Genomic DNA, 14,318 nt, shown 5'->3' on the forward strand with positions numbered 1-14,318 from the left:
TGTCCTCTTTGTTTCAAAATATAGGGGATAGTTTACCCTGTTCTGTTACACTTTTTAATGAAAATTTAATTGTTAATTTCTCATCATCTTAATGAATTTTTTTCATCTATGACGATGACTTCTCACGCGCAATAGCTCTCCAGCCAATATCACGGCGGAAGAAACGTCCTTGCCATTGAATCTGTTCGGCGAGTTTTAAGGCTTTCTGTTGAGCATCAAGCACGGAATCACCTAATGCGGTGGCACAAAGAACGCGGCCGCCGTTGGTCACTAATTTGCCGTTTTCTTCACTCACGCCAGCAAGGAAAACTTTTTCATCTGCCTGCTCAGTAGTTGGTAACCCTTGGATTTCATCACCTTTGCGATAATCCGCAGGATAGCCTTCTGCAGCAAGCACAATACCTAACGCAGCTTGTTTTTTCCATTGCGATTTAACTTGATCTAGTTTCCCTTCACAGGCTTTTAAGCAAAGTTCCACCAAATCAGAATCCATTCGCATCATAATAGGCTGCGTTTCAGGATCACCAAAACGGCAGTTAAATTCAATCACTTTTGGCTGACCATTTTTATCGATCATTAGCCCTGCATATAAAAAGCCTTTATATACATTGCCTTCGGCCGCCATTCCTTGCACGGTTGGATAAATAATTTGCTCCATCACACGCTGATGAATTTCAGGGGTAACCACAGGGGCTGGCGAATAAGCGCCCATTCCGCCCGTATTTAAGCCTTTGTCGCCCTCCCCCACACGCTTGTGATCTTGGCTGGTTGCCATTGGCTCAACATTTTTGCCGTCCACCATCACGATAAAACTGGCTTCTTCGCCATCTAAAAACTCTTCAATCACCACGCGTGAACCTGCATCACCAAAGGCGTTGCCTGAAAGCATATCTTTAATGGCTTCTTCTGCTTCCGCTAACGTCATTGCCACAATCACACCTTTACCTGCCGCTAAGCCGTCTGCTTTAATCACAATCGGTGCGCCTTTTTGGCGAACATAAGCAAGGGCTTGTTCCACGTCTGTGAAGTTTTGATATTCTGCCGTTGGAATTTGATGACGTGCTAAGAAATCTTTGGTAAATGCTTTTGAGCCTTCCAGCTGTGCAGCGGCTTGGCTTGGGCCAAAAATGGTTAAACCTGCTTTTTCAAAAGCATCGACAACGCCTGCTACCAACGGGGCTTCTGGCCCAACAATGGTTAAGCCCACTTGATTTTCTTGGGCAAATTTCACTAATGCTGGAATATCTGTCGCAGAAATTGCCACATTTTCCACCGCACTTTTGCCGAAGCCCTTTTCTCTCGCAGTGCCTGCGTTGCCTGGGGCAACAAACACTTTACTGGCTAAAGGGGATTGTGCAGCTTTCCACGCAAGGGCGTGTTCACGCCCACCATTTCCAATAATTAAAATATTCATTTTTTCTACCCCACTTTTAATTAATGACGGAAATGACGCATTCCCGTTAGCACCATCACCATATTGTGTTCATCTGCGGCATCAATCACTTCTTGATCACGCATTGAACCGCCTGGGTGAATCACACATTCAATGCCGACTTTAGCAGCGGCATCAATGCCATCACGGAATGGGAAGAACGCATCGGACGCCATTACGCAACCTTTCACTTCCAAGCCTTCATCTTGTGCTTTAATGCCCGCAATTTTGGCGGAATAAACACGGCTCATTTGTCCTGCGCCAATGCCGATGGTTTGATTATCTTTGGCATACACAATGGCATTCGATTTCACAAATTTCGCCACTTTCCAGCAAAATAGTAAATCTTGCAGTTCTTTTTCTGTTGGCTTACGTTTGCTCACCACTTGTAAATCAGCAAGATCGACCATTCCTAAATCGCTATCTTGCACTAATAATCCGCCATTAACTCGTTTAAAATCTAAGCGTTGCTGTGGCTCGCTATGCCATTCACCACATTCTAAAACACGCACATTTTTCTTCGCTTTCAATACCGCTTTCGCCCCTTCTTGCACCACTGGAGCAATAATCACTTCAACAAATTGACGATCAACAATGGCTTGTGCGGTGGCTTCGTCTAAAGGACGGTTAAAGGCAATAATGCCGCCGAAAGCAGAAGTTGGATCGGTTTGATAGGCGCGGTTGTAGGCGTCTAAAATATCCTCGCCTAAAGCAACACCGCAAGGGTTTGCGTGTTTCACGATCACACAAGCAGGTTCATTAAAACTTTTCACACATTCCAGTGCGGCGTCCGTATCGGCAATATTGTTATAAGAAAGGGCTTTGCCTTGTAGCTGTTTTGCGGTGGATACGCTGGCTTCTTTTTGTTCTTTTTCCACATAAAATGCGGCATTTTGATGACCATTTTCCCCATAACGCATTGTTTGTTTGCGGATAAAATTCAAATTCAAAGTGCGTGGGAATTGGCCGCACAGGGCATTTTGCTCTTCTTCATCTGCAGCAAAATAAGGTTTCACCAACTTACCAAAATAGTTGGCGATCATCGCATCATATTGTGCGGTATGCTCGAAGGCTTTGATAGCTAAATCAAAACGTGTTTCTAAGGTTAAGCTATTTTGATTTTGATCCATTTCTGCCAAAATCGCAGAAAAATCCTGATTATTCACCACAATCGCCACATCTTTATGATTTTTCGCTGCAGATCGCACCATTGTTGGGCCGCCAATATCAATATTTTCTACTGCATCTTCAAGGGTGCAATCTGGTTTTGCCACGGTTTGTGCAAAAGGATAAAGATTCACCACCACCATATCAATAGGAGCAATCTGGTGCTGCGCCATTACTTCATCATCAACCCCACGGCGTCCTAAAATACCGCCGTGAACTTTCGGGTGCAGGGTTTTCACTCGCCCGTCCATCATTTCTGGAAAGCCTGTGTAATCGGATACTTCGATAACGGGCAAACCTTTTTCCATTAATAATTTTGCCGTGCCACCAGTGGAAAGCAGTTTCACTCCACGTTGTACTAAGCCTTGAGCAAATTCCACAATACCAGTTTTGTCTGAAACGCTAAGTAAAGCCTGACGAATTGGGCGATTTGGTTGCATTGAGATTTCCTTTAATTTAATGAAATGAAAAAACGCCCGCATTATAACGCAATCGTTTGCTTTTATGTAGCACGAAATCAAATTTCTTAACAAAAAACCAACAATTCAAGATTTCCATAGGCAAGGCGTGCCAAAAATGCGGTGCATTTTTGACTTATTTTTCTTAAAATACAAAAAAACCCGCTAATGCGGGTTAAAATCAACAACTCTAAAAAAGACAAATTAGTTTTATTAGCTCTTCTTACAAACTTTGTTATCTAATGCAAATGCCCCTGCACCTAAGAAAACAAAGTTTAAGAAAACTAAAGAATATAATGCAGCAAGCTCGCCTTTATTAACGATTGGCAATAACACGTTATCCAAAGATGCGTGAATTTGGAAATATGCCACAGCCATCATACCAGAAAGAATGAATGCCACCGGGCGGGTAAATAACCCTAAAATCAATAATGCGCCACCAACGATTTCTAACACACCGCCGATGCCCATCATTGAAAAGAGTTCCACTGCACCGTTGCCACCCGTCATTGAAACTGGGTATTCAAAGAATTTTTAAGTGCCGTGTAATAAAAACATATAGCCTGCAATAATGCGTAATAATCCGAGTGCGTAAGGGCTAATTTTATTTAATGAATTCATAATGTTTCCTTTAAAAATAATCTTACTCCAGTAGGAGCGAAAGAGCGCGTATCATAACGGAATTGCATTATCGATACAATTCATAATAATGAAAATCACTTTTTCTTATTTGTTAATAATGAAACAATTATTCATATATAATCGATCAAAGTATTTTATTAAACCAATCCCATCATTTCAAAAAACGCCCGATAGGCCGCCACTTTTTTGTCAAAGGCAAGTGGATAAGCCCTTGAAGTGGACGGCAGACGATATAAATTGAGCGAAAAATCGGGATAAGGGTAAGAGATAAAGCTGTTGGTTTTCGGTGCTTTGACCTTTTCAGGCAATAGAGAAAGCAAAATCTCAGTGGCTTTGCCCCCTGTGGTGAAAATCCAGTGGCATTGCGGCACTTGGGGCAGCTCTTCGCTAAGATTTACGCTTTCCACCACTTTCAAAAATTTATCTGAAGCATTATCTTGCTCCCGAATGGCTTTGCGCACCGTTGGACATAATGCAATGCCCTTTTGCCATAAAAAATCCTTAATTCGTGCGGGATCAAAGCGTTTTTCATTTGGCACTTGAAAATAATCTGCACGCCCGAAAAACACTTCGCCATACACACGCCACATATCATTTTGAAAATTGGGATAATGAAATTCCATACAGCGTTTTTCCGCCTTAGGGGGAAAACTTCCCATCATCATCACTGTGGCGTGCGGTGGCAATATCGCAGGAAATGGGTGGGTTTCGATTTGCTTGCTCATCTATTTCGCCACCTTTAATTGTTGATACAAATAGTGACGATAGCCTGCCAATAATTGCTCATCTTGGCAATCTTGCAATTTTCCACCGCTCAGTTTGCGCATTGCAATATTGGCTTGCATAAATTCATCAGCTGGCAATCCAGCAATTTCTAAAATCAAACCGCCAGCCTGCGCTAAATCAAGGAAATCCTGTTGTTGCTCAAAGTCAGTTTGCATATTACTACGCACCACAAATTGAGTAATGTAATCTGGATTTGGATAATCAAATTGATAAGCTGGCTGCGCACCACTAATAGAAATTTGGTGATCCCCAAAATAAGCCAGCACATAAGGTTTATGACGATTTTGCATATAGCGATTGAAATCTTCGATAACATCATTGAGCTTCACAATTCGCTGGATATAATCGTTTAACTCGCCCGTTCCTTTAGCAGTAAACCCTTGATTTTGCAAATTAAATACATTCCCAACATCATGATAAGGCCCGTGCTCACGCATTGTAAGAACATAAACAAATAAAGGCTGATTCACCTTTTCAAGTGCAGGAATACCTTCTTTTTGCAAAATTTTCTGCACATATTGGCTCATTTCATCACTGCCAATCGTCCATAAATTTTTGCTTAATGGTGCGGGATAGCCTAACTCTTGCGGCTGTAACATTAGATCAAAACCAAGATGATCATAAGCTGGCTTGGCGTTGTAATTGCCTTTCGTGAACGGCGATAAAGCCACGCAATAATAGCCCTGTGCTTTCAGATTTTGGATAAAGCTGTATTGCAAATGCGGCACAACAGAATAAAACACGGCATTTGCCATTGCGCCAAAATCCGTTGAGGGCAGTCCAGACAGGAACGCAAACTCCGATTTCCAGGTTGCTCCACCTAAAGTATGCACACGCAAATGGCTGTTAAACTTGGTATCAGCCTGATTTTCATACATTGTAATTGGCGGAATATCGGCGCTTTCAAATACAAAGCTGTGCGGGTTTAGGGTAGATTCCTGAAGCCATACCACAATATCTGGTTTCTCAGCCTGCGCAGTCAGTGGATAATCAGCAACCTGTTGTTTTTGTTTAAGAAAATAATCCGCATCACCATCAAAAACAGGCGGTTTAAAAAACACACCTCGGCAAGACATTGGTAGGTTTAAAAATACATCTCGCCCATCATCAGGCAAGGAATCAAGCCATTGCTTAATAGCAGATTTATTTTTGCTGTAATGGCAAATGGCAAAAATCGTGAGAAAAAGCACCGCACTTGCCAAAATTCGCCATTCAATGCTTGCCACCTCTGCTGATGACCAGCCCATCACGGCATAAACTACCAATCCGATCAAGCCTGCAATGGCGAAAATCGCCGAACGATAATGCAGCAAAGTTTCCCAATTTCGCCAGTCCAGAACTAAAAAGAAATCAGACACTAAGAGCGGTTGTTTATAAAAATGTATTTTCAGACGATGAAAAAGCATCAGCACCACAAACAGCACCGCAGCAAAATTCAGCCCACGCTGCCACTGCCCCGTAAGGCTAAACATTAAACTGAAAAACAACACAAACTGTGCAATCGCAAAGAAATACGTCCAGCGATAATGCGAGTTAATCACAAAAATCACCGCAGCGAGGGTGAAAAGGGAGAGTAGGAGGTATTGCATAGTGAAATTAATGTTTTAGCCTAAATAAAAAATTATGTATAAACCGATTAATACGATCTTTTAAGTTAAAGTATTCACGTCTGATTTTCGAAAACAGAGACAGATTCTTTTCGCCTCGTTTATCCTCTCCTATAAGAGAATCAATTCCTTCAATTCGATCGATACAAGGGGGATAAATTGCAAAATTCTCAATTTTGTTTTCATAAAAGCGCGCCATCTGATCATCCACAGGAAAAATCCAAACTTTACAATAATCAAGCAATTTCCTAGCAACTTCAGGTGTTACGGCATAACCTTGGGCACAAAAATAATCTTTATAAAACTTCATTACTGAAAAATCACCAAATTTTTCTACTTCAACTCTTTCAGCATTACGATAATTTTTATGTAACCATAAAAAAGGATAACTTTCTAAAATCTCATCTAAATTACTATAAACAGATTTAAAGTTATCAAGAATACTTATATCATCCTCTAATACAATAATAGGTGTATTGTTATTTGCACATTCTTTCCACAAAGAATAATGACTAGCAAAGCATCCTAATTCGCCCAAGGAAAGAGTTCTTCCTTTTCTTTGAAAATGTTTCTTCGCATTATAATGATAAAATAAAGGATGTTCAGGATTCTCTCTTGCATTAATCGCTGTAAAAAATTGAAACTCAATACCTAAATTTTCAAATTGCTCTTTGATGAGTTTTTCTCTCTCTTTTGCTGATTCAATATGAATCACATAAATAGGTATCATTCGGTTAATCTCCAATTATTGTCAATTGTCATTGCATAAAAAATAACATTACACATATAAAAGAACATTGCATATTCTTTATTTATTAATAAAGAATCCGTTAGATTAAAGAATATTAATCCAAAAATATTTATTACTCCTAATAATGCTATAATCTTTCTATCTTCCACACTCGAATTTTTATAAACATCAATAAAGTATTTTAAGAAAGTATATATTAGCAATAATAATACAAATAACCCAATAATACCCCTATGATAAGTTTGTTCAATAAATTGGTTATGAGAATGGGTATAATCTTTAGTGTAGTTTGGAATTACGCCAGATTCTGCCTGCTCATGACGTTTGTGCAACATGCCATCTCGTCCCCATCCTAAGATAGGCTTTTCTTGAATTGCGTACCAAGCACCTTTATATAAATCAAATCTGACACCAACAGAGCTATGAGCATTAGAATCATCTACATACTGAGTAATGTTATCCAGGGCAGCTTGATATCTTTTGCTAACGCCAAACTGAGGTATAATACTTACAACTATAATAATTGAGATTAGTAACATAAAAAATGAGTAGACCACTCTTTTGAGAGACTTTTTATATTTAAAAAATAGAAAAAAAGTACAAAGGGAAAGACAATCCAGCTTCCTCTACTTCCTGTTGCAATATTTCCCAAAAGACCTATACAAGAAGAAAAAAGTAAAAATACTCCTATTTTAACTTCTTTTTTTTCTAAATAATGGAATCCTAATGCTATACAATATAATGTAACCGTCATTATAATTGCAGCAGCAGGTATAGGATTTATAATATCAGGATCAAATGCTCTATCGATTCCAAGATAAAACTTATTATATAAAGCCTGAATACCGAAGAAGAGGCAACTAACACCAAAAACAATTGTCAAAAACTTAAAGTTTGGTCTATATCTAATAAGAAGGAAAAGAATAGGAATTGACAATAATAAAAAATGATCTGCCTTAAAAGAACTTGGAATCGCATCACCATTAAGAGTAGCAACAAACAATCCAACAATATAATAAAGTAAAGAAAATTTCACATACTTCTTAGCATCATATTCATACTCTATACTTTTATAAGTATAAAAAATATAAATAAATGAAAAAAGCACCAAGATAGCAGGCGCAACATAATAAGATCTTTTTATTGATAAAAGCGCCAAAAAGAAACATAGAACCAATACATTAATGCTATATAAGAAAAAACTTTTTCTGATCATAAACACTTCCTTTAAAGAACATATCTACATATGATACACTTTTTTTTATAAAACCTCTACTGTTAAGACTATTTTGCATAATGCATAGATAGAATCTCACTCTGCTAATAGCTCCCTTACATAGTCTTCTAACTTTGACAACTCACTGCTTATTAGTTAAAATTCAATTCTCACAAGACCAATTTTTTCAATAACAAACGGACCAAAATCTGTCGCGAGAGTTCATAAATTTATGCTTGATTACATTTTATCCTTGCCACGCAGTATAAAAAGATTTATATCAATAACTATTGATGTCTTCCTTATTATATTTTCGTACTTTTTGGCACTAGGAGTTCGCCTTGAGCTTGGTGAAGAACTCAAACTGACCCAAAATTGGTATATTATCTTATTAGTTGGATGTATTTCTATTCTATTTTTTATGCGATTAGGATTATATCGGGCTATTATTCGTTTTGTTACAATAAAATTTACTCAAGTTGCTATTCTTGCTTCAATTTTATCAACAGCCACGCTATTAGCTGTTGTATTTATATTTCAATTTAATTTACCTAGATCAATTCCTTTTCTCTATTTTATCTTTATATCTATTTTTATTACATATACTCGTTTTTTATGGAGAATGTTACTTAGTCATAATAAAGATTCTAGAACTAAAGTTTTGATCTATGGAGCTGGTTATTCAGGCCGACAACTACTAACAGCCTTAAATCAAGGTTCTCATTATTCAGTCGTTGGCTTTATTGATGATAATAAAGCTCTGCATAAAACCATATTACATGGCATTACTGTTTATAGCTCTAAATCATTAGGCCAATTAATAGACAATAAAAACATTAAAAAAATCCTATTAGCAATGCCTAGTGCAAGGCAAAGTCAGCGTAAAGCGATTATTAATCGAATTAGTAAATATAAATGTGAAGTACTTACAATACCAGGAATGGAAGATATTGTCAGCGGTAAAGCACATTTAACTAGTTTAAATCAAGTTTCAATTTCTGATCTCTTAGGGCGTGATCCAGTAACTCCCATTGAGTCCTTATTGAAGCAGGATATAGAAAATAAAATTGTTATGGTGACTGGTGCTGGTGGTTCTATCGGTTCTGAGTTATGCCGTCAGATTATTAAGCAATCACCTAAAAAATTAATTCTATTTGAGTTAAATGAATTTTCGTTATATCAAATACACCAAGAATTATTAAAGAATGCTGATTTTCAACACGTTGAATTGATTCCACTATTGGGTTCGGTACAAAGAAAGCATAGGCTAGATATTATTATGCGTTCGTTCAAAGTAGATACGGTTTATCATGCTGCGGCATATAAACATGTTCCTTTAGTTGAATACAATGTTGTTGAAGGGATTCGTAATAACATTTTTGGAACCTTATATTGTGCCCAAGCAGCTATTGAAGCAGGAGTTTCTACTTTTGTCTTGATTTCTACTGACAAAGCGGTTCGTCCAACCAATATAATGGGTACAACAAAGCGTATGGCTGAATTAATTCTACAAGCATTGGCCAAAACGCAAAATACAACGCGTTTTTGTATGGTTCGTTTTGGAAATGTTTTAGGTTCTTCGGGTTCTGTGGTTCCATTATTTAATAAACAGATTCAAGAAGGTGGCCCAATAACATTAACACATCAAAAAATCACGCGCTTTTTTATGACAATCCCTGAGGCCGCCTCACTAGTTATCCAAGCTGGTGCAATGGGAAAAGGTGGAGATGTTTTTGTTTTAGATATGGGTAAACCAGTAAAAATTTATGATTTAGCCGTAAGAATGATTCATTTAAGCGGTCTAACATTAAGAAATGAGAAAAATCCGAACGGAGATATTGAGATCTCAATTACAGGATTAAGACCTGGTGAGAAATTATATGAAGAACTACTTATCGGTGATAACGTACAGGGAACACAACATCCAAGAATTATGACAGCTATCGAAACAATGCTTGATTGGAATGACTTGAATAACATCTTGCAGCGATTAGACATATTATGTTCAGAGTACAAGATTGATGAGATTAGGGATTTATTGATTTCTTCATCTACAGCTTTTAGCCCAGCAACAGAAAATTGTGATATGGTATATCAAAATTTATCTCAATAATATATTTACATTAAGGAATAAACGGTGAAAATTAGCTTCTCTCCTCCTGATATTACAGATTTAGAAATTAACGAAGTAATTTCTGCCTTAAAGAGCGGTTGGATAACTACAGGCCCTAAAACAAAAGAATTAGAAAATAAACTTGCCTCCTACATAGGTACAGAGAAAGTAGTTTGTTTAAATTCAGCAACAGCAGCTTTAGAACTTATCCTTAGAATATTAGGTATTAAAGAAGGTGATGAAGTCATCACCTGTGCCTATACCTATACGGCCAGCGCAAGCCCAGTTATCCATATTGGAGCAAAACTTGTGCTAATAGATACAAGCCCAAACTCCTATCAAATGGATTACGAGGCATTAGAAAATGCCATTACCGATAAAACAAAAGCAATTATTCCCATTGATATAGCTGGAGTTCCTTGCGATTACGATAAAATTTTCGAAATAGTAGAACGCAAAAAATCCCTATTTAAACCTTCTAATGATTTACAGCAGAAAATAGGTCGCATTGCGGTTGTTGCTGACTGCGCACATTCTTTAGGTAGTATATGGAAGAATAAAATGGCGGGAAATATTGCTGATTTTAGCAGTTTCTCTTTTCATGCAGTTAAAAATTTTACTACAGCTGAAGGTGGATGTGCTACTTGGAAAAATATTGATGGTATAGATAATCAGGATCTTTACCGCCAGTTTCAATTACTATCTTTGCATGGTCAAAGCAAAGATGCGTTAGCTAAAACTAAGTTAGGTGCTTGGGAATATGATATCCAAGGCTGCTACTATAAATGTAATATGACAGATATTAGTGCTGCTATTGGACTAGCGCAATTCAACCGTTATCCTAGCCTATTAGAAAAACGAAAAGAAATTATTAAGAAATATATTTCTGGATTAAAAAATTCTAATATTGATATTCTTCCTCATTTTACGAGTGAATATTCAAGTAGTGGACATTTATTTTTGACACGCCTATTAAATAAAGATGAAGTATCCCGTAACCAATTTATCGAAAAAATGGCAGAAGCTGGTATCGCGACTAATGTTCATTACAAGCCTTTACCTATGCATACAGCATATAAATCACTCGGCTTTTCAATAGAGCAATTCCCTAATGCTTATCAACAATATTGTAATGAGGTAACATTACCTTTACATACCCAGCTAACTGATGAGGAAATTGATTATGTTATTGAAAACTTCAAGCGAATTTTGAGTGATTAATATGATTTTGAGAAATTGGAATGATTTACCTTCACAAATAAAAAATGAATCAGTGAAGCCGTATTATGACTACTTGAAGAAAAAGAAAATTAGCCTACTGTTTAAATTTGCTCTTGATAGATGTTTAGCTACTATTTTATTGATTTTACTATCTCCCTTATTTTTATATATAGCTTATAAAATTAATAAGGATAGTCCAGGCGAGATATTCTTCAGACAAACAAGAATAACTCAATATGGCAGAGAGTTTAAAATTTATAAATTTCGCACAATGGTAGCAAATGCGGAGTCTTTAGGTTCACAAGTCACAGTGGATAATGACAAACGGATTACAACTATTGGAGAAAAGCTCAGAAAAACTCGTTTAGATGAACTCCCTCAATTAATCAATGTTCTCAAAGGAGAAATGAGTTTTGTTGGTACTAGACCTGAAGTAGCCAAATACGTAAATAACTATACTGCGGAAATGATGTCAACATTACTCTTGCCAGCAGGCATTACAAGTGAAGCGAGTATTGAATATAAAAATGAAGATAGACTTTTATCTAATGCTGAAGATTCAGATAAAGAATACATTGAAAAAGTACTTCCCGAAAAAATGAAATGGAATTTAGAGAGTATTCGAAATTATTCGTTTAGTAGAGATCTATTTACAATGATAAAAACAGTATTAGCGGTAATTAAGTAATAGAGATATATCTAAAATAATTTTCTAAATTAGACAGTATTATTTAATATAAAAACTCAACTTTTATTTAGATATTTTATTATAATAAGAAATACAATATCTTAAGACGAATTAACCATTATATATGTAGGATATTGATATTATTAATAATTTTTTAGTTACAATTAAGAGAGACTAAACAATGATTGTATCTTTTTGTATTGTTGCACACAATGAAGAAAAAAATATGCCTGCCATTTTTGATATGATCATGGCCCAAGATTATCCTCATGAAAAAATTGAGATTATTTTTGTGGATTCAATGTCTACAGATAAAACAAAAAAATATATGGATGAATTTGTAGCAAAAGCAAGAGGATTCTATAACTCGAAAGTGATTGAAAATGAAAAGATAAAACAAGCCCCCGGTTGGAATATAGCAATTCAAAATGCTAGTGGAGATGTTATAATTAGATTTGATGCTCATGGCTGTGCTCCTCCTGATTTTGTAAGTCGTCGAGTCAGAGTTATCAAAGATGGGGAATACGTTGCAGGAGGGCCCTGTCATAGAATTGTCGATGAACAAACAAAATGGAAAGAAACGCTTTCGACAGCGGAATCTTCAATGTTCGGTAGTGGTATAGCTCCTTACAGAAGAAATTCAACTCGAACATATGTAAAATCGATTTCACACGGAATCTATCGTAGAGAAGTCTTTGATAAAACTGGGGGATTCAATGAAAAACTCGGACGAACAGAAGATAATGAAATGCACTATCGTATTAGGAAATCTGGATATCGAATTTGTTTTGAGCCTTCCTGCATTTCATATCACCATACAAGAAGCTCTTTAAAAGCCATGCTGAAACAAAAGTATGGAAATGGATTTTGGATCGGACGGACAATAGGAATTTGTCCTAAATGTTTTTCTATTTTTCATTTTGTACCTGCAATATTCGTATTATCTATTTTGGCTTCATTAATCTTAGCGACTATAGGTTGCCCTATTTTCATTATATTATTAACAGTGCTATACGGTATAGCTAATATCATAATGACAATAACATCTATTTTTAAAAAAAATTTCTGGATAGGGGATATCTTTCTTCCAATCATCTTTATACTTTTACATTTTTCTTATGGGATAGGTACCATTTGGGGACTAATCAGTATGCCAAGATGGCGTCACGTAGTATATTTGAAAAAGGAATAAAAAGTTAAAGCTTGCAAAACTCAATACTGACATATATTAGAAATATTATTCTTACTTGTATAAATGTAGATATTCATTATAGAATCTGCATTTAGTTATACTATTATTTTTTTATGATAACTAATTAATATTTAAATTGAAAATTTTAATGATTAAAATATATATAGAATACAAAACTCAGATCAATAACTTTTTGTACCTGTCTATTGTTTATGGAGTAAATATTTTTTTACCTCTAGTTCTGTTTCCTTTTTTATTACACAGATTAGGAGAAGGCTTGTATGGGAAAATTATTTTTGCACAAACAATAGCCAATTATTTTCTAGTATTCACCAATTTCGGATTTAACATTTCTAGCACAAAATCTATTAGTCTAAATAAGGATAACCAAGAGAAAACCAACATTATTTTTTCTTCAACAATATACGCTAAATTAATCTTATTTTTTATTTCATTATTAATTACTATCTTATTCTGTATTATATCTGGTATAAACCAGAATGATATGGTTCTTTATATAGCTTCTCTCTTTATTTGTTTTTCTGATGCTTTATTACCAATATGGTTTTTTCAGGGAATTGAAAAAATGAAATATATAACCATAGTTAATGTATTATCAAGAATACTGGGAGCAATATTTATAATATTAATAGTAAGAAATGAATATGATTATATATTTATACCTTTTTTATACTTTATTGGAAATTTAGTAGGCTCTATAATTTCACTCTATATTGCTATCAAGAAAGAAAATGTACGTTTGATATTTGTTGAAAAGAAAAATATTATAGAGAGAATTAAAGAAGGATATGTTTTTTATTTTCTGATTTTTCATCAATTATAAAAGATAAAGGAAATATTACTATAATAGGAATGTTCTTAGGTATGTCATATGTTACATATTATGATCTAGCTGAAAAGATAATATGGGCCTTTAGATCTATATTATATAATATGAATGTAGTATTTTTCCCATACGTAGTGAAGAATAATATTAAAGGAAAAGTAAGAAAAATTATTTGGGCTATATTTTTATGCAGTTGCT

Annotated in this window: 12 protein-coding genes and 1 pseudogene; 5 read left to right on the top strand and 8 right to left on the bottom strand. The window is 35.6% G+C overall.

Annotated elements, in window-relative coordinates; translation table 11 throughout:
- Positions 1 to 106 precede the first annotated feature (106 nt).
- From purD to C3007_RS11690, 8 genes and pseudogenes are all read right to left on the bottom strand, one after another.
- Positions 107 to 1,414, bottom strand: a complete 1,308-nt coding sequence (gene purD / locus C3007_RS03870) for a phosphoribosylamine--glycine ligase (protein ID WP_103853188.1) — start codon at positions 1,412 to 1,414, stop codon at positions 107 to 109.
- A gap of 20 nt (positions 1,415 to 1,434) precedes the next feature.
- The gene (purH, locus tag C3007_RS03875; protein ID WP_103853189.1) at positions 1,435 to 3,039 is read right to left on the bottom strand and encodes a bifunctional phosphoribosylaminoimidazolecarboxamide formyltransferase/IMP cyclohydrolase; all 1,605 of its coding nucleotides are present in this window, start codon (positions 3,037 to 3,039) and stop codon (positions 1,435 to 1,437) included.
- Between the two features lie 231 nt (positions 3,040 to 3,270).
- Positions 3,271 to 3,678: pseudogene (locus C3007_RS03880) on the bottom strand (DoxX family protein).
- Between the two features lie 158 nt (positions 3,679 to 3,836).
- Positions 3,837 to 4,424 carry a DNA glycosylase gene (locus C3007_RS03885; protein ID WP_103853190.1) on the bottom strand — a complete coding sequence of 196 codons (588 nt, stop codon included), beginning with the start codon at positions 4,422 to 4,424 and terminating at the stop codon, positions 3,837 to 3,839.
- The gene (locus tag C3007_RS03890; RefSeq protein WP_103853191.1) at positions 4,425 to 6,074 is read right to left on the bottom strand and encodes an LTA synthase family protein; all 1,650 of its coding nucleotides are present in this window, start codon (positions 6,072 to 6,074) and stop codon (positions 4,425 to 4,427) included.
- 7 nt (positions 6,075 to 6,081) lie between these two features.
- On the bottom strand, positions 6,082 to 6,822 hold the full coding sequence (locus tag C3007_RS03895) for a glycosyltransferase family 25 protein (protein WP_103853192.1): 741 nt from the start codon (positions 6,820 to 6,822) through the stop codon (positions 6,082 to 6,084).
- Positions 6,819 to 7,400, bottom strand: coding sequence for an O-antigen ligase family protein (locus C3007_RS11685; RefSeq protein WP_243397655.1), 582 nt, complete (start codon positions 7,398 to 7,400; stop codon positions 6,819 to 6,821). The genes C3007_RS03895 and C3007_RS11685 overlap by 4 nt, the downstream gene beginning before the upstream one ends.
- Positions 7,373 to 8,059, bottom strand: coding sequence for a hypothetical protein (locus C3007_RS11690; protein ID WP_243397656.1), 687 nt, complete (start codon positions 8,057 to 8,059; stop codon positions 7,373 to 7,375). Before C3007_RS11690 ends, C3007_RS11685 begins: the two co-directional genes overlap by 28 nt.
- Positions 8,060 to 8,291: 232 nt before the next feature.
- Between C3007_RS11690 and C3007_RS03905 the strand changes: the two genes are divergently transcribed.
- The 5 genes from C3007_RS03905 to C3007_RS03925 all read left to right on the top strand — a co-directional run bounded on the left by C3007_RS03905 (position 8,292) and on the right by C3007_RS03925 (position 14,117).
- Complete coding sequence (locus C3007_RS03905) at positions 8,292 to 10,172, top strand: polysaccharide biosynthesis protein (protein ID WP_103853193.1); 1,881 nt, start codon at positions 8,292 to 8,294, stop codon at positions 10,170 to 10,172.
- Between the two features lie 24 nt (positions 10,173 to 10,196).
- On the top strand, positions 10,197 to 11,393 hold the full coding sequence (locus C3007_RS03910; protein WP_103853194.1) for a DegT/DnrJ/EryC1/StrS family aminotransferase: 1,197 nt from the start codon (positions 10,197 to 10,199) through the stop codon (positions 11,391 to 11,393).
- Between the two features lies 1 nt (position 11,394).
- Positions 11,395 to 12,081 (top strand): sugar transferase, encoded by a 687-nt coding sequence (locus tag C3007_RS03915; protein WP_103853195.1) that lies wholly within the window; start codon positions 11,395 to 11,397, stop codon positions 12,079 to 12,081.
- A gap of 181 nt (positions 12,082 to 12,262) precedes the next feature.
- On the top strand, positions 12,263 to 13,273 hold the full coding sequence (locus C3007_RS03920) for a glycosyltransferase (protein ID WP_103853196.1): 1,011 nt from the start codon (positions 12,263 to 12,265) through the stop codon (positions 13,271 to 13,273).
- A gap of 136 nt (positions 13,274 to 13,409) precedes the next feature.
- Positions 13,410 to 14,117 carry an oligosaccharide flippase family protein gene (locus C3007_RS03925; protein ID WP_165779951.1) on the top strand — a complete coding sequence of 236 codons (708 nt, stop codon included), beginning with the start codon at positions 13,410 to 13,412 and terminating at the stop codon, positions 14,115 to 14,117.
- The last annotated feature ends 201 nt before the right edge of the window (positions 14,118 to 14,318 follow it).

Source organism: Avibacterium gallinarum (assembly GCF_002921135.1).
In the GTDB taxonomy this organism is placed as follows: domain Bacteria; phylum Pseudomonadota; class Gammaproteobacteria; order Enterobacterales; family Pasteurellaceae; genus Avibacterium; species Avibacterium gallinarum.

Coding starts and splice junctions, on each gene's coding strand:
- purD (WP_103853188.1), bottom strand. CDS start 1,414: ATGAATATTTTAATTATTGGAAATGGTGGGCGTGAACACGCCCTTGCG.
- purH (WP_103853189.1), bottom strand. CDS start 3,039: ATGCAACCAAATCGCCCAATTCGTCAGGCTTTACTTAGCGTTTCAGAC.
- C3007_RS03885 (WP_103853190.1), bottom strand. CDS start 4,424: ATGAGCAAGCAAATCGAAACCCACCCATTTCCTGCGATATTGCCACCG.
- C3007_RS03890 (WP_103853191.1), bottom strand. CDS start 6,074: ATGCAATACCTCCTACTCTCCCTTTTCACCCTCGCTGCGGTGATTTTT.
- C3007_RS03895 (WP_103853192.1), bottom strand. CDS start 6,822: ATGATACCTATTTATGTGATTCATATTGAATCAGCAAAAGAGAGAGAA.
- C3007_RS11690 (WP_243397656.1), bottom strand. CDS start 8,059: ATGATCAGAAAAAGTTTTTTCTTATATAGCATTAATGTATTGGTTCTA.
- C3007_RS03905 (WP_103853193.1), top strand. CDS start 8,292: ATGCTTGATTACATTTTATCCTTGCCACGCAGTATAAAAAGATTTATA.
- C3007_RS03915 (WP_103853195.1), top strand. CDS start 11,395: ATGATTTTGAGAAATTGGAATGATTTACCTTCACAAATAAAAAATGAA.
- C3007_RS03920 (WP_103853196.1), top strand. CDS start 12,263: ATGATTGTATCTTTTTGTATTGTTGCACACAATGAAGAAAAAAATATG.